Annotated in this window: 21 protein-coding genes; 9 read left to right on the top strand and 12 right to left on the bottom strand. The window is 63.7% G+C overall.

Going from position 1 to position 21,839, the window contains the following annotated elements:
* Window positions 1-15: 15 nt before the first annotated feature.
* The 3 genes from gatB to gatC are packed head-to-tail and all read right to left on the bottom strand — an operon-like array spanning window position 16 to window position 3,220.
* The gene (gene gatB / locus HNP49_RS00870) at window positions 16-1,464 is read right to left on the bottom strand and encodes an Asp-tRNA(Asn)/Glu-tRNA(Gln) amidotransferase subunit GatB (protein ID WP_184679791.1); all 1,449 of its coding nucleotides are present in this window, start codon (window positions 1,462-1,464) and stop codon (window positions 16-18) included.
* Between the two features lie 11 nt (window positions 1,465-1,475).
* Window positions 1,476-2,927: an Asp-tRNA(Asn)/Glu-tRNA(Gln) amidotransferase subunit GatA gene (gene gatA / locus HNP49_RS00865; RefSeq protein ID WP_184681107.1), complete on the bottom strand. Its 1,452-nt coding sequence runs from the start codon at window positions 2,925-2,927 to the stop codon at window positions 1,476-1,478.
* Window positions 2,928-2,932: 5 nt separating this feature from the next.
* Complete coding sequence (gene gatC, locus HNP49_RS00860) at window positions 2,933-3,220, bottom strand: Asp-tRNA(Asn)/Glu-tRNA(Gln) amidotransferase subunit GatC (protein WP_184679789.1); 288 nt, start codon at window positions 3,218-3,220, stop codon at window positions 2,933-2,935.
* A 224-nt stretch (window positions 3,221-3,444) separates the two neighbouring features.
* Between gatC and mreB the strand changes: the two genes are divergently transcribed.
* The 8 genes from mreB to tldD all read left to right on the top strand — a co-directional run bounded on the left by mreB (window position 3,445) and on the right by tldD (window position 14,315).
* Window positions 3,445-4,482, top strand: coding sequence for a rod shape-determining protein MreB (mreB, locus tag HNP49_RS00855; RefSeq protein ID WP_095940437.1), 1,038 nt, complete (start codon window positions 3,445-3,447; stop codon window positions 4,480-4,482).
* A gap of 127 nt (window positions 4,483-4,609) precedes the next feature.
* A complete protein-coding gene (gene mreC, locus HNP49_RS00850) occupies window positions 4,610-5,539 on the top strand; it encodes a rod shape-determining protein MreC (RefSeq protein WP_409372520.1) in 930 nt (309 codons plus the stop codon).
* Window positions 5,526-6,017, top strand: a complete 492-nt coding sequence (mreD, locus tag HNP49_RS00845) for a rod shape-determining protein MreD (RefSeq protein ID WP_184679786.1) — start codon at window positions 5,526-5,528, stop codon at window positions 6,015-6,017. Before mreC ends, mreD begins: the two co-directional genes overlap by 14 nt.
* A 33-nt stretch (window positions 6,018-6,050) precedes the next feature.
* Entirely contained in the window at window positions 6,051-6,635 is a 585-nt protein-coding gene (locus HNP49_RS00840) for a nucleoside triphosphate pyrophosphatase (protein ID WP_184679785.1), read from the top strand.
* 7 nt (window positions 6,636-6,642) lie between these two features.
* Entirely contained in the window at window positions 6,643-8,100 is a 1,458-nt protein-coding gene (gene rng, locus HNP49_RS00835; RefSeq protein ID WP_095940441.1) for a ribonuclease G, read from the top strand.
* A gap of 22 nt (window positions 8,101-8,122) precedes the next feature.
* Window positions 8,123-11,935: a YhdP family protein gene (locus HNP49_RS00830; protein ID WP_184679784.1), complete on the top strand. Its 3,813-nt coding sequence runs from the start codon at window positions 8,123-8,125 to the stop codon at window positions 11,933-11,935.
* 59 nt (window positions 11,936-11,994) lie between these two features.
* Window positions 11,995-12,855, top strand: coding sequence for a carbon-nitrogen hydrolase family protein (locus HNP49_RS00825; RefSeq protein WP_184679783.1), 861 nt, complete (start codon window positions 11,995-11,997; stop codon window positions 12,853-12,855).
* A gap of 2 nt (window positions 12,856-12,857) precedes the next feature.
* Window positions 12,858-14,315, top strand: a complete 1,458-nt coding sequence (tldD, locus tag HNP49_RS00820; protein ID WP_184679782.1) for a metalloprotease TldD — start codon at window positions 12,858-12,860, stop codon at window positions 14,313-14,315.
* A gap of 29 nt (window positions 14,316-14,344) precedes the next feature.
* Here the strand turns inward: tldD and yjgA are convergent, their stop codons facing one another.
* A complete protein-coding gene (yjgA, locus tag HNP49_RS00815; protein WP_184679771.1) occupies window positions 14,345-14,866 on the bottom strand; it encodes a ribosome biogenesis factor YjgA in 522 nt (173 codons plus the stop codon).
* A 93-nt stretch (window positions 14,867-14,959) separates the two neighbouring features.
* On the opposite strand from yjgA, the gene pmbA reads away from it, so the two are divergent.
* Entirely contained in the window at window positions 14,960-16,306 is a 1,347-nt protein-coding gene (gene pmbA, locus HNP49_RS00810) for a metalloprotease PmbA (RefSeq protein WP_184679769.1), read from the top strand.
* A 57-nt stretch (window positions 16,307-16,363) separates the two neighbouring features.
* On the opposite strand, the gene HNP49_RS00805 is transcribed toward pmbA, so the two are convergent.
* The 8 genes from HNP49_RS00805 to lptC all read right to left on the bottom strand — a co-directional run bounded on the left by HNP49_RS00805 (window position 16,364) and on the right by lptC (window position 21,836).
* Window positions 16,364-16,636 carry an HPr family phosphocarrier protein gene (locus tag HNP49_RS00805; RefSeq protein WP_184679757.1) on the bottom strand — a complete coding sequence of 91 codons (273 nt, stop codon included), beginning with the start codon at window positions 16,634-16,636 and terminating at the stop codon, window positions 16,364-16,366.
* A gap of 12 nt (window positions 16,637-16,648) precedes the next feature.
* Window positions 16,649-17,509, bottom strand: coding sequence for an RNase adapter RapZ (rapZ, locus tag HNP49_RS00800; protein ID WP_184679755.1), 861 nt, complete (start codon window positions 17,507-17,509; stop codon window positions 16,649-16,651).
* Between the two features lie 3 nt (window positions 17,510-17,512).
* The gene (gene ptsN / locus HNP49_RS00795; protein WP_184679753.1) at window positions 17,513-17,977 is read right to left on the bottom strand and encodes a PTS IIA-like nitrogen regulatory protein PtsN; all 465 of its coding nucleotides are present in this window, start codon (window positions 17,975-17,977) and stop codon (window positions 17,513-17,515) included.
* A gap of 6 nt (window positions 17,978-17,983) precedes the next feature.
* On the bottom strand, window positions 17,984-18,292 hold the full coding sequence (hpf, locus tag HNP49_RS00790) for a ribosome hibernation-promoting factor, HPF/YfiA family (RefSeq protein ID WP_184679751.1): 309 nt from the start codon (window positions 18,290-18,292) through the stop codon (window positions 17,984-17,986).
* A gap of 82 nt (window positions 18,293-18,374) precedes the next feature.
* Complete coding sequence (locus tag HNP49_RS00785) at window positions 18,375-19,865, bottom strand: RNA polymerase factor sigma-54 (protein WP_184679750.1); 1,491 nt, start codon at window positions 19,863-19,865, stop codon at window positions 18,375-18,377.
* Window positions 19,866-20,012: 147 nt separating this feature from the next.
* Window positions 20,013-20,738: an LPS export ABC transporter ATP-binding protein gene (lptB, locus tag HNP49_RS00780; RefSeq protein WP_184679749.1), complete on the bottom strand. Its 726-nt coding sequence runs from the start codon at window positions 20,736-20,738 to the stop codon at window positions 20,013-20,015.
* A complete protein-coding gene (lptA, locus tag HNP49_RS00775; RefSeq protein WP_184679748.1) occupies window positions 20,738-21,277 on the bottom strand; it encodes a lipopolysaccharide transport periplasmic protein LptA in 540 nt (179 codons plus the stop codon). The genes lptB and lptA overlap by 1 nt, the downstream gene beginning before the upstream one ends.
* Window positions 21,264-21,836, bottom strand: a complete 573-nt coding sequence (gene lptC, locus HNP49_RS00770) for an LPS export ABC transporter periplasmic protein LptC (protein WP_184679747.1) — start codon at window positions 21,834-21,836, stop codon at window positions 21,264-21,266. Before lptC ends, lptA begins: the two co-directional genes overlap by 14 nt.
* Between the last annotated feature and the right edge of the window lie 3 nt (window positions 21,837-21,839).

The following is a 21,839-nucleotide window of genomic DNA, read 5'->3' as shown; positions in this document are numbered from 1 at the left end:
GGCGTTGATTCAGGCTCAGGACTCGAGCTTTTTCTTCAGTAGCTCGTTGACCTGGCCGGGGTTGGCCTTGCCTTTCGAGGCCTTCATCGCCTGGCCGACGAAGAAGCCGAACATCTTGCCGCGCTTGGCCTCATCAGAGGCGCGGTACTGCTCGACCTGCTCGGCGTTGGCCGCCAGCACTTCATCCAGCATCGCTTCGATGGCGCCCGAGTCGGTGACCTGCTTGAGGCCTTTCTTCTCGATCACCTCGTCAGCGGTGGCGCCTTCACCGGCGGCCAGGGCTTCGAACACCATCTTGGCGATCTTGCCGCTGATGGTGTTGTCCTTGATGCGCAGGATCATGCCGCCCAGCTGTTCGGCGGATACCGGCGACTGGTCGATTTCCAGGTTGTCCTTGTTGAGCAGGCTGGACAGCTCGCCCATCACCCAGTTGGCGGCCAGCTTGGCATCACCGCATACGCTGTTGACGGCCTCGAAGTAGTCGGCCATCTCGCGGCTGGCGGCCAGCACGGTGGCGTCGTAGGCGGACAGACCGAACTGCGCCTCGAAGCGCTCGCGCTTCTGCACCGGCAGTTCCGGAAGGCTGGCGCGCACTTCGTCGAGGAAGCTCTGCTCGATCACCACCGGCAGCAGGTCCGGGCAGGGGAAGTAACGGTAGTCGTTGGCTTCTTCCTTGCTGCGCATGGAGCGCGTCTGATCCTTGTTCGGGTCGTACAGACGGGTTTCCTGCACCACCTGGCCGCCGTCCTCGATCAGCTCGATCTGGCGCTGCACTTCGTGGTTGATCGCCTTCTCGATAAAGCGGAACGAGTTGACGTTCTTGATCTCGGCGCGGGTGCCGAACTCGGCCTGGCCCTTTGGTCGTACCGAGACGTTGCAGTCGCAGCGCAGCGAACCTTCGGCCATGTTGCCGTCGCAAATGCCCAAATAACGCACCAGGGCGTGGATGGCTTTGACGTAGGCCACCGCTTCCTTGGCGCTACGGATATCCGGCTCGGAGACGATCTCCAGCAGCGGCGTGCCGGCACGGTTGAGGTCAATGCCGCTCATGCCGTGGAAGTCTTCGTGCAGGCTCTTGCCGGCGTCTTCTTCCAGGTGTGCGCGGGTGATGCCGATGCGCTTGACAGTGCCGTCTTCCAGGCTGATGTCCAGATGACCCTTGCCGACGATGGGGTGATCCATCTGGCTGGTCTGGTAGCCCTTGGGTAGGTCCGGGTAGAAGTAGTTCTTTCGCGCGAAGATGTTGTGCGGCGCGATGTGCGCGTCGATCGCCAGGCCGAACTTGCAGGCCATGCGCACGGCCTCGGCGTTGAGCACCGGCAGGGTGCCGGGCATGCCGAGGTCAACCAGGCTGGCCTGGGTGTTGGGCTCGGCGCCGAAGGTGGTGGCGCTGGCCGAGAAAATCTTCGATTGGGTGCTGAGCTGGGCGTGGATTTCCAGCCCGATCACGGTTTCCCATTGCATGTGTGTCGTCCTCAGAAACCAGTCGGTGCTTGTGTGTGCCACTCAGTAACCTGTTGGTACTGATGGGCGACATTCAGCAGGCGTGCTTCCTGGAAGTAGGGCGCCAGCAGTTGCACGCCGACCGGCAGACCGTCGACGAAGCCGGCGGGCATGGATAGCCCCGGGATGCCTGCCAGGTTGGCGGTAATGGTGTAGATGTCTTCCAGGTAGGCCGAAACCGGGTCGGCATTCTTCTCACCGATCTTCCACGCCAGGTTCGGTGTGGTCGGCCCGATAATCAGGTCGACCTCGTTGAAGGCCGCGACGAAGTCGTTCTTGATTAGGCGGCGGATCTGCTGAGCCTTGATGTAGTAGGCGTCGTAGTAGCCGGCGGACAGGGCGTAGGTGCCGACCATGATGCGGCGCTTCACTTCCGTGCCGAAGCCTTCGCCGCGCGAGCGCTTGTACAGGTCTTCGAGGTTGACCGGGTTCTCGCAGCGGTAGCCGAAACGCACGCCGTCGAAGCGCGACAGGTTGGAGCTGGCTTCGGCCGGGGCGATCACGTAATAGGCCGGAATCGCATGCTGCATGTTCGGCAGGGAAATTTCCTTGACCGTGGCACCGAGCTTTTTCAGCTCTTCGACCACGCCCAGTACCTTCTCGCCGATGCGCGCGTCGAGGCCGGCGCCGAAGTATTCCCTGGGCAGGCCGATACGCAGGCCGGCCAGCGGCTGGCTCAGGGCGGCCAGGTAGTCATCCAGCGGCTGATCGACGCTGGTCGAGTCCTTGGGGTCGAAACCGGCCATGGCCTGCAGCAGCAGGGCGCAGTCCTCGGCGTTACGGGCCAGCGGGCCGCCCTGGTCGAGGCTGGAGGCGTAGGCAATCATGCCCCAGCGGGATACGCGGCCGTAGGTGGGCTTGAGGCCGGTGAGGTTGGTCAGCGCGGCCGGCTGGCGGATCGAACCGCCGGTGTCGGTGCCGGTGGCGGCCGGAATCAGGCGTGCGGCCACGGCGGCAGCCGAGCCGCCGGAGGAGCCGCCCGGCACGCGGGTCAGGTCCCAGGGGTTCTTCACCGGGCCGAAGTGGCTGGATTCGTTGGCCGAGCCCATGGCGAACTCGTCCATGTTCAGCTTGCCCAGGGTCACGGTGCCGGCTGCGGCGAGCTTCTCGACTACGGTGGCATCGTAGGGTGCTTTGAACCCGCTGAGGATCTTGGAGGCGCAGCTGGTCAGCACGTTGCGGGTGCAGAACAGGTCCTTGTGGGCGATCGGCGCGCCGAGCAGGGCACCATTCTCGCCGGCGGCGCGGCGCTCGTCGGCGCTTTTGGCCTGGCTCAGGGCCAGCTCTTCGGTGACGGTGATGAAGCTGTTCAGTTGCGGGTCGACCGCCTGGATGCGTGCCAGCAGGCTTTGCGTCAGCTCGGTGGCGGAGAAGTCCTTGTTGGCCAGGCCGCTGGCGATCTGGCGCAGGGTCAGTTCATGCATGCTCATTACTCGATCACCTTCGGCACCAGGTACAGGCCGCTTTCCACGGCCGGGGCAATGGCCTGGTAGGCCTCGCGCTGGTTGGTTTCGGTCACCATGTCGGCGCGCAGGCGCTGGGTGGCTTCCAGCGGGTGCGCCAGCGGCTCGATGCCGGTGGTGTCGACGGCCTGCATGGCGTCGATCAGGCCGAGGATGTTGTTGAGGGTGTCGGTGGTTTGCGGAACTTCCGCCTCGGTCAGGCCCAGGCGGGCCAGATGGGCGATTTTTTCCACGTCGGAGCGTTCAAGCGCCATCGGGAGTCTCCAAAGGAAGGCCTGCGAGTGACCAGGCAAAAAAACAGGCAGGGCAACTATGTGCCAGGCAGGCGGTCAAACGCCGTGCTGACGGGCCAATCAGGCCCGGAAAAACAGGCAATCTACCACAGCGCGCGGGTTGCCCAAAAGGCCGCTGGTTGATAGAGTTTGCCGCACTTTTTTACCCAGCGTTTTTTCACGCTCTGTCTAGGGTTTTCCATCCCATGTTCAAGAAACTGCGTGGCATGTTTTCCAGCGATCTGTCGATCGACCTGGGTACCGCCAACACCCTGATCTATGTGCGCGAGCGCGGCATCGTCCTCAACGAGCCTTCCGTGGTCGCCATTCGCAACGTCGGTACGCAGAAAAGCGTGGTGGCGGTCGGTACCGAAGCCAAGCGCATGCTCGGCCGTACCCCGGGCAACATTCAGGCCATTCGCCCGATGAAGGATGGCGTGATCGCCGACTTCAGCGTGTGCGAGAAAATGCTGCAGTTCTTCATCAACAAGGTGCACGAGAACAGCTTCCTGCAGCCGTCGCCGCGCGTGCTGATCTGTGTGCCGTGCAAGTCGACCCAGGTTGAACGCCGCGCCATCAAGGAATCGGCCCTCGGCGCCGGTGCCCGCGAGGTGTACCTGATTGATGAGCCGATGGCGGCTGCCATCGGAGCCGGCCTGCCGGTGGAAGAAGCGCGTGGCTCGATGGTCGTCGATATCGGCGGTGGTACCACCGAAATTGCGCTGATCTCCCTGAATGGCGTGGTTTATGCGGAATCCGTGCGTGTCGGTGGCGACCGCTTCGACGAGGCCATCGTCACCTATGTGCGCCGCAACTATGGTTCGCTGATCGGTGAATCGACTGCCGAGCGCATCAAACAGGAAATCGGTACTGCCTTCCCGGGCGGCGAAGTGCGTGAAATCGACGTCCGTGGCCGCAACCTGGCCGAAGGCGTACCGCGCAGCTTCACCCTCAACTCCAACGAGGTGCTGGAAGCGCTGCAGGAATCCCTGGCGACCATCGTTCAGGCGGTCAAGAGCGCCCTGGAACAGTCGCCGCCGGAACTGGCTGCCGACATCGCCGAGCGTGGCCTGGTGCTGACTGGTGGGGGCGCGCTGCTGCGTGACCTGGACAAGCTGCTGTCGCAGGAAACCGGCTTGCCGGTGATCGTTGCCGAGGACCCGCTGACCTGCGTGGCCCGTGGTGGCGGCAAGGCCCTGGAAATGATGGAGCGCCACACCCTGGAGCTGCTCTCCACCGAGTAAGCCTGGCGTTGCAATACCGAAGCCGGAAGCCTGACTTCCGGCTTTGCATTTGTGCCGACATGCAATGGGAGATGCCGTTATCAAACCGCTATTCGTGAAAGGTCCTTCGCTCGGGGTGCGCCTGCTGGTGCTCACCGTGCTGTCGGTCAGCCTGATGGTGGTGGATGCGCGCTTCGATACCCTCAAGCCGCTGCGCAGCCAGATCGGCCTGCTGGCCACGCCGTTGTACTGGCTGGCCGATCTGCCCACTCGGCTGTGGGAAGACATGACCTTGTCGATCAGCAGTCGCAGCGAGCTGCTGGCCGAGAATGAGAAGCTCAAGGCCGAGGCCCTGCTGCTGCAACGGCGCCTGCAGAAGCTGGCGGCGCTGACCGAGCAGAATGTGCGTCTGCGCGAGCTGCTCAATTCCGCCGAGCTGGTCGATGAGCAGGTGCTGGTCAGCGAGCTGATCGGCGTCGATCCTAACCCCTTCACCCAGCGGGTGATCATCGACAAGGGCAGCAAGGATGGCGTGAGCCTGGGCATGCCGGTGCTCGACGCCCGCGGCCTGATGGGCCAGGTGGTCGAGGTCATGCCCTACAGTGCGCGCGTGTTGCTGCTCACTGATGCGACTCACGGCATTCCGGTACAGGTCAACCGCAATGGCCTGCGTGCCATCGCCAACGGCACGGGCAACCCGGGGCTGATCGAGCTGCGGCATGTCGCCGACACGGCCGACATCAAGGAAGGCGATCTGTTGGTCAGCTCCGGCCTGGGCCAGCGCTTCCCGGCCGGTTACCCAGTGGCGATCGTCAAGGAAGTGGTGCGTGACTCGGGCCAGCCGTTTGCCATTGTTCGTGCCGAGCCGACCGCCGCCCTGAGTCGCAGCCGCTACCTGTTGCTGGTGTTCAGCGATCAGCGCACACCGGAACAGCGTGCCACCGACTCGGCAGAAGCCCAGGAGGCGGCCGATCGTGATGCGGCGGCCAGGCAGGAGGCGGCAGCGCCGACCCCGGCCGTAGCTCCGGCGCCCGCTGCTCCGGCCGCCACAGGAGAGAACCGCAATGGTCGAAACTAGATCGCGCAATGGCTGGGTGATCTGGCTCAGCCTGGTGTTGGCGCTGCTGCTCTCGGTGGCGCCGATGCCGGCTTTTCTCGAGTCCGGCCGCCCGCTGTGGCTAGCGCTGTTTCTGACTTACTGGGTGCTGGCCCTGCCGCACCGTGTGGGCATGGTGGCGGCCTGGCTGTTCGGCCTGTTTGCCGATGTGCTGTATGGCAGCCTGCTGGGGCAGAACGCCCTGGTGCTGATGCTGACCACCTTTTTCGTGCTGACCCTGCATCAGCGTCTGCGCCTGTTCCCCTTGTGGCAGCAGAGCCTGGTGCTGCTGGTGTTGTTCGGTATCCCGCAGCTGGTGCAGCTGTGGCTGTTTGCCCTGGCCGGCAATCGCCCGCCGGAGGCGCTGCAGTTTCTCTATCCGGTGCTGATCAGCGCGCTGCTCTGGCCCTGGGTGCATACCCTGTTGCGTGGCCTGCGCGTACGCCTGCAGGTTAACTGATAGCGGTTGCGCGGCGCCGACAAGGAGATGTTCATGCCCCCCCTGTTCCTTGCATCGGCTTCACCGCGCCGCGCCGAGTTGCTCGGCCAGATCGGCGTGCCGTTCCAGCGCGTCAGCGCAAGCATCGATGAAACCCCGCGAGTGGCCGAAGATCCAGGCGCCTATGTCGAGCGCCTGGCGCTGGAAAAGGCGCAGGCCGGCCTGCAGCGACTAGAACCGGCTGCCGATGCCGTGGTGCTGGGCGCCGACACGGCGGTGGTGCTGGATGGGCGGATTCTCGGCAAACCGCAGGATCGCGCCGATGCGCTGGCCATGCTGGCGGCGCTGTCCGGGCGCGAACATCAGGTCCTGACGGCCGTGGCCCTGTGTTCGGCCGCGCGCCGTGCCTCCGTGGTGGTGGCCAGCCAGGTACGTTTTGCTTCGATCAGTACGGCGCAGGCCGAGGCCTACTGGGCCAGTGGCGAGCCGCTGGACAAGGCGGGCAGCTATGCCATCCAGGGCCTGGGCGCCGTGTTCGTTTCCGCTATGAGTGGCAGCTATTCGGCTGTGGTCGGCCTGCCGCTGTGCGAAACTGCCAGCCTACTGGCCGAATTCGGCATCCCCTGCTGGCAGATGTGAGCTGAGCATGAGCGAAGAAATCCTGATCAACATCACCCCGATGGAGTCCCGCGTGGCGGTGGTGGAAAACGGCGTCTTGCAGGAAGTTCACGTCGAACGCACGCAAAAGCGCGGCATCGTCGGCAATATCTACAAAGGCAAGGTGGTTCGTGTACTGCCGGGCATGCAGGCGGCGTTCGTCGATATCGGCCTGGAACGCGCGGCATTTATCCATGCCGGCGAGATATCCAGTCGCGAAGGCAGTGCGGTGGAGTCCATCAGTGCCCTGGTGCATGAGGGGCAGAGCCTGGTGGTGCAGGTGACCAAGGACCCGATCGGCAGCAAGGGTGCACGCCTGACCACACAGCTGTCGATTCCCTCGCGTTATCTGGTGTACATGCCGCGCACTGCCCATGTCGGCATTTCCCTCAAGATCGAGGACGAAGCCGAGCGCGAGCGCCTGAAAAAGGTGGTCACCGACTGCGTGGCAGCCGAAGGCATCGAGGAGGCGGGCGGCTTTATCCTGCGCACGGCCGCCGATGGCGCCAAGGCCGAGGATATCCTCGCCGACATCCGTTATCTGCGCCGCCTGTGGCAGCAGATTTCCAGTCAGATGCAGACGGCCAAGACACCGTCGGTGATCTACGAAGATCTTTCGCTGGCCCTGCGCACTCTGCGCGATCTGGTCAATTCGCGCATCGAGAAGATCCGTATAGATTCGCGCGAGACCTTCCAGAAAGTCACCCAGTTCGTCGATGAACTGATGCCGGAGGTGGCCGACCGTCTGGAGCATTACCCGGGCGAGCGGCCGATCTTCGACCTGTATGGCGTCGAGGATGAAATCCAGAAGGCGCTGGAGCGCAAGGTGCTGCTCAAGTCCGGTGGCTACCTGATCATCGACCCGACCGAGGCGATGACCACCATCGATGTGAATACCGGCGCCTTCGTCGGCCATCGCACGCTGGAAGAGACCATCTTCAAGACCAATCTCGAGGCGGCCACGGCCATTGCCCGCCAGCTGCGCCTGCGCAACCTCGGTGGCATCATCATCATCGACTTCATCGACATGGAAGATGAAGAGCATCAGCGCCAGGTGCTGCGCACCCTGGAAAAGCAGCTCGAACGTGACCATGCCAAGACCAACATCATCGGCATCACCGAGCTGGGGCTGGTGCAGATGACCCGTAAGCGCACTCGCGAGAGTCTGCTGCAGGTGCTCTGCGAGCCCTGCCCGAGTTGCCAGGCGCGCGGCACCCTGAAGACCGCCGAGACCATCTGCTACGAGATTTTCCGCGAGATTCTGCGCGAGGCGCGGGCGTATCAGGCCGAGGGTTACCGGGTGCTGGCCAACCAGAAGGTGATCGACCGGCTGCTGGACGAGGAGTCGGGCAATGTCGCCGATCTGGAGGCCTTCATCGGCCGGCCGATCAAGTTCCAGGTCGAGGCCATGTACTCCCAGGAACAGTATGACGTGGTGCTGCTCTGATGCCGGTTGAGGGCGCCGCTGCATGAGCCGTCTGGGGCTCTGGCTGATCCGCCTGTTGCGCGGCCTGCTCGGGCTGGCCGCGTTTGTCCTGGTTCTGCTGGCGCTGTATGTCAGCCTGGGCCGCGAGCTGGCGCCGCTGGTTGCCGAATACCGTGGCGAAGTCGAGCAGCGTGCCAGTCAGGCGCTGGGGCTGCCGGTGCGTATCGGTCGTCTGCAGGGCGAATGGAGTGGTCTGGCTCCGCGTCTGGTGGCGCACGACGTCGAGCTGGGCGATGGGCAGAGCGGCCTGCAGCTGCAGCAGATCGCCGTGGTGCCGGCCGTGCTCGACAGCCTGCTCAGTCGTTCACCGCGTCTGCGTCATCTCGAAGTAGCCGGCCTGCAGCTGCGCGTGACGCAGGATGCCGCGGGCGACTGGCAGCTGCAGGGCTTACCCAGCCGCCAGCCGGGTGCGGCGCTGGAACCGCCGCAGCTGCTGGCGGCGCTGGGCATGATCCAGCACCTGACTTTGCTCGACAGTCAACTGATCATCCAGCGCCCGGACGCGGAGCCGCTGAGTCTGACCTATCTGGGCTTTACCCTGCACACGGGGCGCCGTCTGCATCTGGATGCCCGGGTGACCCTGCCGGATGGCCAGCCACTGGCCCTGCAGCTCAAGGTGCGGCCGAACGTGAAGGATTGGCGGCAGTCGCCGGCGCAGCTCTACCTGAGTCTGCCGCAAAGTGACTGGGCGCAGTGGTTGCCGCAGCAGCTGCTGCGTGACTGGCGTTTTGCCGAGCTCAAGGGCGGCGGCGAGCTGTGGCTGGACTGGCAGGGTCGTCTGCAGGGCGCGGTGGCACGTCTGCACCTGCCCAGTGTCAAGGCCAGTCATTCCAGCTACACCCCACAGCAGTTCAGCGACCTGGGCTTTACCGCGCATTTCCGCCATACCGAGGCGGGGTATCGCTTTGTCGTCGAAGAGCTGGGGCTGACCTACGACAAGCGGCGCTGGGGACCGGTGGTCCTGGGCGTCGAACACCAGCATGAAACCGCCGAGGTGCAGGCCGAGTGGCATATCAGTGCCGACGAGCTGCAACTGGCGCCGATTGCCCATGCGGTCAACGCCCTGGCGCCCTTGCCGGATAAGGCCCGCGAAGTGCTCAAGGCGCTACGTCCCCAGGGTACCCTGCGCAACCTGCAGGTGGACTGGCGACCACAGCGCGAGGGTGCCAAGCGCCTGGAATTTGCTGCCAACCTGGAGCAGGTCGGCGTCTCCGCCTGGCAGACGGCACCGGCGGCGGAGAATGTCAGCGGCAGCGTCAGCGGCGACCTGCAGCAGGGGCAGTTGCGTCTGGCCAGCGAGGCGTTTGGTCTGCATTTCACCACCCTGTTCCCTGAACTCTGGCGCTATCACGAGGCCGGTGCGCTGCTCAAATGGGAGCTGAATGAGCAGGAGTTACTGCTCAACAGTCCCTATCTTCGTTTGCGCGGCGACGAGGGTGAGCTGGCCGGTGATTTCACCGTACGCTTGATGCGCGATGAGCTGGCTGAGGACTACATGGACCTGCGCGTTGGCCTGCGTCAGGGCCAGGCGCAGGCCGCCAAGAAATATCTGCCGAGCCGTTCGCCCGGCTTCAACCCGGCATTGGCCAAGTGGCTGGACGAAGCGATTCGTGGCGCACGCATCGAGGAGGGATTCTTCGAGTACCAGGGCTCGCTGATGAAGGGCGCAGACCCGGCGGCCACTAGTATTGGCCTGTATTTCAAGGTTAGCGATGCCGAGCTGGATTATCAGGCAGGCTGGCCGGTATTACGCCAGGCTGCGGGCGAGGTCTGGGTCGAGGACAGTGGCGTGCAGGTGCGCGTCGGCAGTGGTCGGCTGCATGACAGCCAGGTGCGCCAGGCCGTGGCCAATGTGCCTCATGTTGCCGCTGGTCAGGTGCCGCGCCTGTTGCTGCAGGCCGAGCTGGACAGCAGTGTCGAGGATGCCTTGCGCACGCTGCGCGAGGCACCGATTCCCAATCAGGATTTCGCCGACTGGCGTGGCCAGGGCGCGCTGAGCGCCAAGCTGCAGCTGGATATCCCGCTGGCGGCGGGGGCTGCGCCGGGTGGGCAGGTGGCCTTTCGCAGCGAGGCAGCCAGTCTGCAGCTGAGCAGTCCTGCCCTGGCGCTGAGTCGGATCAAGGGCGATTTCAATTTCGACCTGGCCAAGGGCCTCAGCGCCCCGGCGGTATCGGCGCGGGTGCTGGAGCATGAGGTGCGTGGCCGCATTCGTGCCGAAGGTAGCGCCGGGCGGCTGCGTACACGCATCGAAGTGCAGGGCCGGGCACCGCTGAAGCCGGCACTGGACTGGCTGGCAGTCAGCCAGCCGCTGCCACTGCGGGGTGAGCTGCCCTACCAGTTGCAGCTCAATATCGAGGGCGCGGACAGCCTGCTCACGCTCGACAGCGACCTTAAGGGGCTGGCCATCGACCTGCCGCCACCCTTTGGCAAGGCGGCTGACGAGCTCCGTACGACGCGTTGGCGCATGACCCTGGCCGGCGCGCAGCGCCGCTACCAGCTGGAACAGCCGGAGCAGCTCAGTCTGCTGTTGCAGATGCCGCCGGGCGAATGGGCCAAGGCCGCCACTGCCCTGGTGATTGGTCCGGGCAAGGCCGTGCTGCCGGCTCAGGCCGGGCTGCGCGTGCGCGGCGAGCTGGCCGAACTGTCGCTGGAGGATTGGCAGGCGGCGCTCAAGCCCTATGCACAGGCTGACGTACGCCCCACCGTGGCGGCCGACGTGGCTCTGCAGATCGGCCGTTTTCGCGGCTTTGGCATCGACCAGCAACAGGTGGGCGTGACCCTGCAGCGCGCTGCCGGTGCCTGGCAACTGGGGGTCGATAGCGCACTGGCCAAGGGCCTGGTCAGCGTGGCGGATGCTGCAGGCGAGCCGATACAGGTGAGTCTGGACTATCTGTCGCTGCCCAGGTCCGAGGGGCTCAAGGGTGTGGATGCCGAGAGCCGTGATCCCCTGGCCAGCGTGGATCCCCGTGTGGTGCCCGCCATGGACGTGCAGGTGGCCAGGGTTCTTTACGGTAACGAGTTGCTGGGGGCCTGGCGTTTCAAGGCACGCCCGCAGACCCTGGGTAGTCAGTTCAGCGATTTGCAGCTGGAGCTCAAGGGCATGCTGCTGAACGGCACGCTCAGCTGGAATCAGGAGGTCGAAGGCTCGCGCACCCGCTATCAGGGGCGTCTGGCGGGAGCCAATCTGCGCGACGTGCTGGCGGCCTGGGGCTATGCGCCGACGGTCAGCAGCGAGCATTTTCGCCTGGACGTGGCCGGCGACTGGCCCGGGTCGCCGGCGGGCCTGAGTCTCAAGCGCTTCTCCGGAACTCTGGACGCGAGCCTGCGCAAGGGTGCGATCAGCAAGGTCGAGGGCGGGGCGCAGGCCCTGCGGGTATTTGGCCTGCTCAACTTCAACGCCATCGGTCGCCGGCTGCGCCTGGATTTCAGCGACCTGTTCGGTAAGGGGCTGGCCTACGATCGCATGAAGGTGCGCCTGGAAGGTCCACAGGGGGTTTTCGTCACGCGTGAGCCGCTGCGTATCGAGGGACCGTCCACTCAGGTCGAGCTGGATGGCACCCTGGACATGGCCAGGGATCAGATCAACGCGCAGTTGCTGGTCTCCCTGCCAGTCAGCAACAACCTGCCGCTGGCGGCCCTGATTGCCGGTGCACCGGCAATCGGCGGGGCGCTGTTCGTGGTCGACAAGCTGCTCGGGGATCGGGTGGCGCGGATGGCCAGCGTGAAATACCACGTCAACGGACCCTGGCAGAACCCGCAGATCAGCTTCCTCAAGCCGGATCAGCAGAAACCCTGAGCAGCCTACGCAAGCCTGTGTCAGTCTGAGGGCTGTCGGGTGAATGAAGTCGAGACGTCATGACGATTGCAGTGATTCAGATGGTCAGCCAGGCCGACGTGGCGCAGAACCTGCGCGATGCTCGGCACTTGCTGGAACAGGCGGCGCAAGCCGGCGCCCGGCTGGCCGTGTTGCCGGAGAACTTCGCCGCCATTGGCCGCAGTGACCTGCCGGCGCTGGGCGCGGCCGAGGCGCTCGGTGACGGACCGATTCTGCCGTGGCTGCGTAACAGCTGCCGTGATCTGGGCCTGTGGCTGGTCGCCGGAACCATCCCGCTGCCGCCCGATGGCCAGCCCGATGCTCGTCCCCATGCTTGCTCATTGCTGCTGGATGACCAGGGGCAGCGTGTGGCGCGCTACGACAAGCTGCACCTGTTTGATGTCGATGTGGCCGACAGTCGTGGCCGCTATCGCGAGTCGGATGACTATGCCCATGGCGGCCAGGCGGTGGTGGCCGATACGCCCGTGGGGCGCCTGGGGCTGTCGGTGTGCTATGACCTGCGCTTTCCCGAGCTGTACACCGCCCTGCGCGAACAAGGCGCCGAGCTGATCAGCGTGCCCGCAGCCTTCACGGCCGTGACAGGCGCCGCACACTGGCATGTACTGACCCGTGCCCGAGCCATCGAAACACAATGCTATGTGCTGGCGGCCAATCAGGGGGGCACTCATCCGGGGCCGCGGCAGACCTTTGGCCACTCGGCCATCATCGATCCCTGGGGCGTGGTGCTGGCTGAGCAGTCCGAAGGCGAAGCTGTGCTGCTGGGCGCGCGCGATGCCCAGGCGCAGGCCGAGATTCGCCAGCGCATGCCGATCAGCCAGCACCGGCGCTTTTCTATTTCCCGTCTGACCAGTAGCGACCGCACGACGGCCGTTTCGGAGTGAACATGAACAATCCCCTGTCCATCGTCAGTGAGCAGTTGCTCAGCCCGGGCGGACTCGATCTCGATCAGCTGCAGGGCATACTCGGCGAGCTGGCTGGCCCCGGCATCGATGCGGCCGACCTGTATTTCCAGGGCCAGGTGTCCGAGTCATGGATGCTGGAGGATGGCATCGTCAAGGAAGGCAGCTTTCACCTGGATCAGGGTGTCGGTGTGCGTGCCCTGTCCGGGGAGAAAACCGGTTTTGCCTACAGCAACAGTCTCACGGCCGAGGCTTTGCGCCAGGCCGCCCGCGCGGCGCGCAGCATTGCCCGTGCCGGGCAGCAGGGGCGTGTGCAGGCGTTTGCGCCAGCGTCTGTGCCGGCCCTGTATATCGACGGCAATCCGCTGGATGTACTGAGCCGTGCGGAAAAGGTCGAGTTGCTCAAGCAGGTGGATCAGGCCACGCGTGCCTTCGATCCGCGCATTCAGCAGGTGACCGTGAGCCTGGCCGGAGTCTGGGATCGTGTGCTGGTGGCGGGTATGGATGGCAGTCTGGCGGCGGATATTCGTCCGCTGGTGCGTTTCAATGTCAGCGTCATCGTCGAGCAGAACGGTCGACGCGAGCGCGGAGGCCATGGCGGTGGCGGTCGTACCGATTACCGCTATTTCCTGCAGAAGGCCGGCAGCGAACAGAACCGCGCCATGGACTATGCCCGCGAGGCGGTGCGCCAGGCACTGGTCAACCTGGAGGCTGTTCCGGCTCCGGCAGGCACGCTGCCGGTGGTGCTCGGGCCTGGCTGGTCCGGGGTACTGCTGCATGAGGCCGTGGGCCATGGTCTGGAAGGCGATTTCAACCGCAAGGGCAGCTCGGCCTACAGTGGCCGCATCGGCGAGCAGGTGGCTTCCAGCCTGTGCACCATCGTCGACGACGGCACCCTGGCCGATCGCCGCGGCTCACTGAGCGTGGACGACGAGGGCACTCCGACCCAGTGCACCACGCTGATCGAGAACGGCGTGCTCAAGGGCTACATGCAGGACAAGCTCAATGCCCGACTGATGGGCGTGGCAGCCACCGGCAATGGCCGACGCGAGTCCTATGCCAATCTGCCGATGCCACGCATGACCAATACCTACATGCTGGCCGGGCAGAGTGATCCGCAGGAAATCATTGCGTCGGTGGAGCGGGGTATCTACTGCGCCAGCCTCGGCGGCGGCCAGGTGGATATCACCAGTGGCAAGTTTGTCTTCACCACCAGTGAGGCCTACCTGATCGAAAATGGCCGCATCACGACCCCGGTCAAGGGAGCGACCCTTATCGGCAATGGTCCGGAGGCGATGGGGCGAGTGTCGATGGTCGGTAACGACCTGGCGCTGGACAGCGGCGTGGGCACCTGTGGCAAGGATGGCCAGTCGGTGCCGGTGGGTGTGGGTCAGCCGACTCTGAAGATCGATGCCATCACCGTAGGCGGGACCGGGGCCTGATGTTGCCCCGGTGCGGCGAGCCGCAAAGCCTAGCGCAGGCCGCGCTGGGTTTCGTCCAGCTCGCGGATGTACTTGAACATCTTGCGTGCGGCGGCCGGTGGCTTGCTCTGCGCCGCTTCGTGCTGCGCCTGACGCAGCAGCTGACGCAGATGCTGGGTATCGGCATCGGGGTATTGACCGACAAAGTTGTTCAGCACTTCATCGCTGCCCGTCAGCAGCAGGTCGCGCCAGCGCTCAAGGGCATGGAATCGCTCGTTGTACTGACGGGTCGAGGCGTCCAGCTGGTCGATCAGCGTGGTAATCGCCTCGACGTCGGCGGTACGCATCAGTTTGCCGATGTACTGGATATGGCGTTTGCGCGCGATGTGCGCCTTGTGTTTCGGCGCATCGTCCAGCGCCTTGCGCAGAGCATCGCTGAGCGGCAGCTTGGTCAGCAGCTCAGGCTTGAGGGTGGTCAGGCGCTCGCCCAGATCCTGCAGCGCCTGCAGCTCGCGCTTGACCTGGGTTTTGCTCTTCTCGCCAGAGAAGTCATCGTCATACATTTCAGACATGGGGCGGGTCCAGTGGGGAACGCCGCCATGATAACCAGTCAGGGCCGGCTTGTCCGGCCCGGCCGCGCAGCGGTCAGTGGAACGGAGTAGGTTATGAGTGCAGTTGCCAGTGTCGGACCCCAGGCCTTGCCGGTCCTGCAGGAGCAGGTCGAGGCGATTGTTGCCGAGGCGCGTCGGCAGGGCGCGACGGCCTGCGAGGTAGCGGTTTCTCTTGAGCAGGGGTTGTCGACCACGGTGCGCCACGGTGATGTCGAGACCGTGGAGTTCAACCGCGACCAGGGTTTTGGCGTGACCCTCTATGTCGGTCAGCGCAAGGGCTCGGCCAGTACCTCGGCCAGCGGCTCCGAGGCGATTCGCGAGACGGTGGCCGCGGCCCTGGCGATTGCCAAACACGCTTCCGAGGATGACTGCGCCGGTCTGGCAGATGCGGATTTGATGGCCCGCGAGCTGGTCGAGTTGGACCTCTATCACCCCTGGGAGCTGCCGCCCGAGCGCGCCGTAGAGCTGGCCCTGAGTTGCGAGCAGGCGGCGATGGCGGTTGATCCGCGGGTGCGCAAGGCCGATGGCACGACCCTGAATACTCACCAGGGCTGCCGTGTGTATGGCAACAGTCATGGTTTCATCGGCGGTTATGCCAGTACCCGGCACAGTCTGAGTTGCGTGATGATTGCCGAAAGCGATGGGCAGATGCAGCGCGACTACTGGTACGACGTGGCCCGTCGTGGCGACGATCTGCAGGCGGCCGAGCTTATAGGCCGGCGCGCGGCAGAGCGCGCGGCGGCCCGGCTGGGCGCGCGCAGCGTGCCGACGGGCGAGGTTCCGGTGCTGTTCGCGGCCGAGTTGGCTACCGGCCTGTTTGGCCATTTTCTCGCAGCGATTTCCGGCGGCAACCTGTACCGCAAGTCTTCCTTCCTCGAAGGGGCTCTGGGGCAACAACTGTTCCCCGACTGGCTGAGTCTTCATGAGCTGCCGCATCTGCGTGGCGCGCTGGGCAGTGCGGCGTTCGATGGTGATGGTCTGGCGACCTATGCCAAGCCTTTTGTCGAACAGGGGCAACTGGTCAGCTACATCCTTGGCACCTACTCCGGGCGCAAGCTGGGCATGCCCAGCACGGCCAATGCCGGCGGCGTGCACAACCTGCAGGTCAGTCACGGTGAAGAGTCCCAGGCCGCGCTGCTCAAGCGCATGGGGCGCGGCCTGCTGGTGACCGAGCTGATGGGGCAGGGCCTGAATCTGGTGACGGGTGACTACTCGCGGGGGGCAGCAGGCTACTGGGTGGAAAATGGCGAGATCCAGTTCCCCGTTCATGAAGTCACTATCGCCGGTAACTTGCGCGAGATGTTTGCACAGATCGTCGCCGTAGGCGGTGATGTGGAGCGACGAGGCAATATCCACACTGGTTCGGTACTGCTGGAGCGGATGATGGTGGCCGGCAGCTAGATTCTGAGCGGCCACGAAAAAGGGCGCCAATGGCGCCCTTTTTCGTGGGATGCGACGCTACTCGCCCTCGTCGAACCTGTTGTTGATCAGTTCGATCAATGCCGCCAGCGCGGCCTGTTCATCCTCGCCTTCCGTCAGCAGATGCACGGTGGTGCCCTTGCCGGCGGCTAACATCATCACGGCCATGATGCTCTTGCCGTCGACCTGGCTCTCAGCGCTGCGACCTATGCGGACTGTCGAGCTGAATTGGCTCGCTATGCCGACGAATTTGGCCGCCGCGCGGGCATGCAGGCCGAGTTTGTTGATGATGGTGATTTCGCAGGCGGGCATTACCGTCGATCCTTATTCGCTGAGATCGCGGTGGCGAATCTGCACGTTCTTCAGGGCGGGTTTGAGGGCTGCGCCGAGGCGCTCGGCAATGTACACCGAGCGGTGATGACCGCCGGTGCAGCCGATGGCGATGGTCACATAGGCGCGATTGCTGGCGGCGAAACGCGGCAGCCATTTCAGCAGATAGGCGTGGATGTCCTGGTACATCTCTTCGACATCGGCCTGTGCGGCCAGGTAGTCGCGGACCGCTTCGTCCTTGCCGGACTGCTCGCGCAGCTCCGGTTTCCAGTAGGGGTTGGGCAGGCAGCGCACGTCGAAGACCAGATCGGCATCGACTGGCATGCCTCGCTTGAAACCGAATGACTCGACCAGAAAGGCGGTGCCAGGCTCGGGGGTGTTGAGCAGACGCAGGCGCAGGGCGTCGCGCAGCTGGTACAGATTGAGACTGGTGGTGTCCAGGCGCAGGTCCGCCAGGTCGGCGATTGGGTGCAGCAGCGTCGCCTCGTCACGAATGGCTTCTGCCAGTGAGCGGTTCTCATTGGTCAGCGGATGACGCCGGCGCGTTTCCGAAAAACGCTTGAGCAGGGTGCCTTCCTCGGCGTCGAGGAACAGCACGTCAACTTGGATATGCCGGGCGCGGACTTCGGCCAGCAGCTCCGGAAAGCGCTGCAGATGGCTGGGCAGGTTGCGTGCGTCGATCGACACGGCGACCTGCGGATGCAGCAGCTCGGTATGTACCAGCGCTCGTTCCGCCAGCTCCGGCAGGAGCCCAGCAGGCAGGTTGTCGATGCAGTAGAAACCGTTGTCTTCAAGGACATCGAGAGCGGTACTTTTACCCGAGCCGGAGCGGCCGCTGACGATGATCAGGCGCATGACTCAGAGTCCGTTCTGGGCGTCGACAACAATCTGGTACAGCGCCTGGCTATCCGCGGCCTGGCGCAGGCGTTCGCGGATGTCGGCACGGTCAAGCATGCTGGCGATCTGGCGGAGCAACTCGAGATGTTCGTCGGTCGCCGCTTCCGGCACCAGCAGGACGAAAAGCAGGTCGACCGGCGCGCCATCGATGGCGTCGAAATCGACAGCCGCTTCCAGATGGAGAACCGCACACAGGGGGCTGCTGCAGCCACTCAGGCGGCAGTGGGGAATGGCGATACCGTTGCCAAAGCCGGTGGAACCGAGCTTTTCGCGGGCGATCAGACTTTCGAAGATATCGTGCGCATCCAGCTCGCCGAGGTCTCGGGCGGCCAGTGCGGCGATCTGTTCGAGTACGCGTTTCTTGCTGCCGCCCGGCACGTTCACCAGGGAACGGCCGGGGGTCAGGATGGTCTGCAATTGGATCATTGGTTTTTAACGGGCACCAGCGCCTTGTTGTCGCTCGACGAGGCGCTCTTTGTGTTTGATCAGTTGACGGTCGAGTTTGTCGGCGAGCAGGTCGATTGCCGCATACATGTCGTCGTGTTCGGCGTTGGCGACAATTTCGCCGCCAGCAATGTGCAGGGTGGCTTCGATTTTCTGCTTCAGCTTTTCGACTTCCATGATCACCTGAACATTGGTGATCTTGTCGAAATGACGCTCCAGTCGGCCAAGCTTTTCGCCGACATAGTCGCGCAGGGCGTCGGTCACATCCAGTTGGTGTCCACTGATGTTGACTTGCATACCGCTTTCTCCTTGTTTCCCGTGGAAAGTGGCAGGCTGGAAGGCCTGCCGCCGGAACACTTGTGCGTTGATTCTGCTCGCGTCACATCAGCCGTTTGCGTTCGCTTGACGGCGCTATCCCGAGGGATTCGCGGTACTTGGCTACGGTGCGACGGGCCACTTGAATGCCCTGTGCTTCCAGTAAACCAGCGATCTTGCTGTCACTCAACGGCTTTTTGGCGTTTTCCGCCGCCACTAGTTTCTTGATGATGGCGCGGATCGCGGTGGACGAACACTCACCCCCTTCGGCGGTACTGACGTGGCTGGAGAAGAAGTACTTCAGCTCGAAAATGCCGCGTGGTGTGTGCATGAATTTCTGTGTGGTCACCCGCGAGATGGTGGACTCATGCATGCCTACCGCTTCGGCGATGTCATGCAGGACCAGAGGCTTCATGGCCTCTTCACCGTACTCGAGGAAACCGCGCTGATGCTCGACGATCTGGCTGGCTACCTTCATCAGGGTTTCGTTACGGCTCTGCAGGCTCTTGATGAACCAGCGAGCTTCTTGTAGCTGATTGCGCATGAAGGTGTTGTCGGAACTGCTGTCGGCGCGCTTGACCATGCCTGCGTACTGCGGATTGACCCGCAGGCGCGGCATGGCTTCTTGATTCAGTTCGACCAGCCAGCGACCGCTGTCCTTGCGCACGATCACGTCGGGCACCACGTACTCGGGCTCGCTGCTTTCGATCTGTGAGCCCGGGCGGGGGTTGAGGCGCTGAATCAGGTCAATGGCGGGTTTGAGTTCTTCCTCGCGCAGCTTCATGCGCCGCATGATCTGACTGTAGTCGCGGCTGCCGAGCAGGTCGAGGTAGTCGCTGACCAGACGTTGGGTTTCTTTCAGCCAGGGGGTGTTGGCCGGTAGCTGGCGCAGCTGCAGCAGCAGGCATTCACGCAGGTCACGGGCGCCGATACCGGCTGGCTCGAATTGCTGGATGCGATGCAGGACGGCCTCGATCTCGTCGAGTTCGATGTCCAGCTCCGGGTCGAAGCTCTCCAGCAGTTCTTCCAGGGTTTCTTCCAGATAGCCATCGTTGCTGATCGCATCGATCAGGGTCATGGCGATCAGGCGATCCTTGTCCGACATCGGGGCCAGGTTGAGCTGCCACAGCAGGTGGCTTTGCAGGCTTTCCCCGGCCGAGGTACGGGCGGTGAAGTCCCACTCGTCATCGTCGTTGCTGGGCAGGCTGCTGGCGCTGGTCTGGTAGATGTCTTCCCAGGCGGTATCTACGGGCAGCTCGCTGGGGATCTGCTCGGACCACTGGTTTTCATCGGGGAGTTCGGCGTTGGCAGGCGCGTCCTGAAAGGTGATTTCCTGGGCGGGAGCGCTGGCCAGTTCATCACCGTCGGCCAGCGGATCGCTGTTGTCGAAGTCGTCGCCGTCTTCCTGGCGTTCCAGCATCGGGTTGGCTTCAAGCGCCTCCTGGATTTCCTGCTGGAGATCCAGAGTGGAGAGCTGGAGGAGTTTGATTGCCTGTTGCAGCTGCGGGGTCATCGTCAGCTGCTGGCCCATCTTGAGGACTAGCGAAGGTTTCATGGCAGGAAGCTTTGCACCTTATCTGCTGGCGCTGTTGCGCCACCCACTACAGGGCGCCGGGGCGCCGCCAATAAGCAAATTATATGCCTGATCTCGGCGGCTTTGCCTAGGCTTGACAACGTCCTTGTAGTGAAAAAGTGCCAGAGGCTACAGGCGGAATTCGTGGCCCAGGTAGACATCCTTGACCAGTTGGTTGGCCAGGATGGTTTCGGCATTACCTTCGGCAATCAATTGGCCGTCATTCACAATGTAGGCGATTTCGCAGATATCCAGCGTTTCACGCACGTTGTGGTCGGTAATCAGTACACCAATTCCCTTGGCCTTGAGGTGATGGATGATCTGCTTGATGTCGCCGACCGAGATCGGATCGACGCCGGCGAAGGGCTCATCGAGAAGAATGAATTTCGGGTTGGTGGCCAGGGCGCGGGCGATCTCCACGCGACGCCGCTCGCCGCCGGACAAGCTCATGCCCAGGCTGTCGCGGATGTGGCTGATGTGGAATTCCTGCAGCAGAGCCTCAAGTGCCTGCTGGCGACCGGCGCGGTCGAGGTCGCTGCGGGTCTCGAGAATGGCCATGATGTTATCGGCCACGGACAGCTTGCGGAAGATCGAGGCTTCCTGCGGCAGGTAGCCGATGCCGGCTCGGGCGCGGCCGTGCATGGGCTGATGGCTGAGGTCGTTGTCGTCGATGCGGACGCGACCCTGATCGGCCTGTACCAGGCCGACGATCATGTAGAAACAGGTGGTCTTGCCGGCACCGTTGGGGCCTAGCAGGCCGACGATCTGCCCGCTGTCGATGCTCAGGCTGACATCGCGAACCACCTGGCGGCCTTTGTAGCTCTTGGCCAAGTGCTGGGCTTTCAGGGTGGCCATCAGGGTGCTGCCTGCTCGGTTTTCTTCTTCGGCTGGATGATCATGTCGATCCGCGGCCGTGGAGTTGAGACCTGGGCGCCGGTGGCGCGACCGGCGTTGACGATCTGGCGCTGGGTGTCATAGACGATTTTCTCGCCTTCGAAGGTGTTGCCTTCCTGGATCACCTTGGCCTGATCGATCAGCACAATGCGCTCGTTGCTGGCGTAGTACTGGATGGTCAGGCCGTAGGCCTTGACGATCTGCTTGTCCGCCGAGGGTTGCTGTTCGTAATAGGCCGGCTTGCCCACGGCGGTGAAGACTTCCAGGTCGCCGGTCTGATTCTGTGTCAGGGTCACGGTGTCGCCGGTGATCTTCAGGCTGCCCTGGGTGATGACCACGGAGCCGCGGTAGACGGCTACGCCTTGCTTGTCATCCAGTTCGGCGCTGTCGGCCTGCACACGAATAGGCTGATCGCGATCGCTGGGCAGGGCCCAGCTGGTCGAGCTGGCAGCAGCCAGTCCGAGGCTGATCAGAAGGGGGAGGGGGTTAACGAACCTCATGCAGGCCTCTCACGTTGGACAGCAGGAGCATCCTGCCGTCTTGCAGATACGCTTTCATTCCCTTGGCGGTAGTGACGCCGTTGGCCGCTGCAATTCTAACGGCTTGTGCCGTCTGCGCATATTCCTGCTCGGGGAATACGGTCATGCGGCTGCTGGTGATCACAGTCGGGCGGCCCTTGGCGTCAGTGCGGGCGATACGCACCTCGTCGATCAGTTCGACTTCCTTGCCGCCGGGCGCGACCTCGCCTTTCAGGCTTTGTACATGCCAAGGGTAGGGGGTGCCGCGGAACAGTTGCAGGTCGGGTTGCTGAAGCAGGGTGACATCGCGAGCCTTCAAATGCTCAAGGCGCTTGGCGGTCATCTCGTAGCGTAGCTTGCCGTCTTCCTGATACTGAATGCTGTAGGCGTTTTCGACGAAGAAGTCGATGTCTTGCGCTGTCTGGGTATTGGTTTCCTGGGGTTGTATGAAGCTGTCCGGACGGATGTTCCAGTAACCGATGGCCATCAGCAGCAGGGCCGGGAAGCCAAAAAGCAGCAGGAGACGAAGTGGGCGAGGCATGCT

This window comes from Pseudomonas fluvialis (assembly GCF_014207935.1).
Taxonomy (GTDB): Bacteria; Pseudomonadota; Gammaproteobacteria; order Pseudomonadales; family Pseudomonadaceae; genus Aquipseudomonas; species Aquipseudomonas fluvialis_A.
The sequence above is the reverse complement of the archived record's forward strand: the minus strand, read 5'-3'. Positions and strand labels throughout refer to the sequence as shown.

Excerpts from the sequence above, each read along its gene's own strand:
- gatB (WP_184679791.1), bottom strand. The coding sequence starts at position 1,464 with ATGCAATGGGAAACCGTGATCGGGCTGGAAATCCACGCCCAGCTCAGC.
- gatA (WP_184681107.1), bottom strand. The coding sequence starts at position 2,927 with ATGCATGAACTGACCCTGCGCCAGATCGCCAGCGGCCTGGCCAACAAG.
- gatC (WP_184679789.1), bottom strand. The coding sequence starts at position 3,220 with ATGGCGCTTGAACGCTCCGACGTGGAAAAAATCGCCCATCTGGCCCGC.
- mreB (WP_095940437.1), top strand. The coding sequence starts at position 3,445 with ATGTTCAAGAAACTGCGTGGCATGTTTTCCAGCGATCTGTCGATCGAC.
- mreD (WP_184679786.1), top strand. The coding sequence starts at position 5,526 with ATGGTCGAAACTAGATCGCGCAATGGCTGGGTGATCTGGCTCAGCCTG.
- HNP49_RS00840 (WP_184679785.1), top strand. The coding sequence starts at position 6,051 with ATGCCCCCCCTGTTCCTTGCATCGGCTTCACCGCGCCGCGCCGAGTTG.
- rng (WP_095940441.1), top strand. The coding sequence starts at position 6,643 with ATGAGCGAAGAAATCCTGATCAACATCACCCCGATGGAGTCCCGCGTG.
- HNP49_RS00830 (WP_184679784.1), top strand. The coding sequence starts at position 8,123 with ATGAGCCGTCTGGGGCTCTGGCTGATCCGCCTGTTGCGCGGCCTGCTC.
- HNP49_RS00825 (WP_184679783.1), top strand. The coding sequence starts at position 11,995 with ATGACGATTGCAGTGATTCAGATGGTCAGCCAGGCCGACGTGGCGCAG.
- tldD (WP_184679782.1), top strand. The coding sequence starts at position 12,858 with ATGAACAATCCCCTGTCCATCGTCAGTGAGCAGTTGCTCAGCCCGGGC.
- yjgA (WP_184679771.1), bottom strand. The coding sequence starts at position 14,866 with ATGTCTGAAATGTATGACGATGACTTCTCTGGCGAGAAGAGCAAAACC.
- pmbA (WP_184679769.1), top strand. The coding sequence starts at position 14,960 with ATGAGTGCAGTTGCCAGTGTCGGACCCCAGGCCTTGCCGGTCCTGCAG.
- HNP49_RS00805 (WP_184679757.1), bottom strand. The coding sequence starts at position 16,636 with ATGCCCGCCTGCGAAATCACCATCATCAACAAACTCGGCCTGCATGCC.
- rapZ (WP_184679755.1), bottom strand. The coding sequence starts at position 17,509 with ATGCGCCTGATCATCGTCAGCGGCCGCTCCGGCTCGGGTAAAAGTACC.
- ptsN (WP_184679753.1), bottom strand. The coding sequence starts at position 17,977 with ATGATCCAATTGCAGACCATCCTGACCCCCGGCCGTTCCCTGGTGAAC.
- hpf (WP_184679751.1), bottom strand. The coding sequence starts at position 18,292 with ATGCAAGTCAACATCAGTGGACACCAACTGGATGTGACCGACGCCCTG.
- HNP49_RS00785 (WP_184679750.1), bottom strand. The coding sequence starts at position 19,865 with ATGAAACCTTCGCTAGTCCTCAAGATGGGCCAGCAGCTGACGATGACC.
- lptB (WP_184679749.1), bottom strand. The coding sequence starts at position 20,738 with ATGGCCACCCTGAAAGCCCAGCACTTGGCCAAGAGCTACAAAGGCCGC.
- lptA (WP_184679748.1), bottom strand. The coding sequence starts at position 21,277 with ATGAGGTTCGTTAACCCCCTCCCCCTTCTGATCAGCCTCGGACTGGCT.
- lptC (WP_184679747.1), bottom strand. The coding sequence starts at position 21,836 with ATGCCTCGCCCACTTCGTCTCCTGCTGCTTTTTGGCTTCCCGGCCCTG.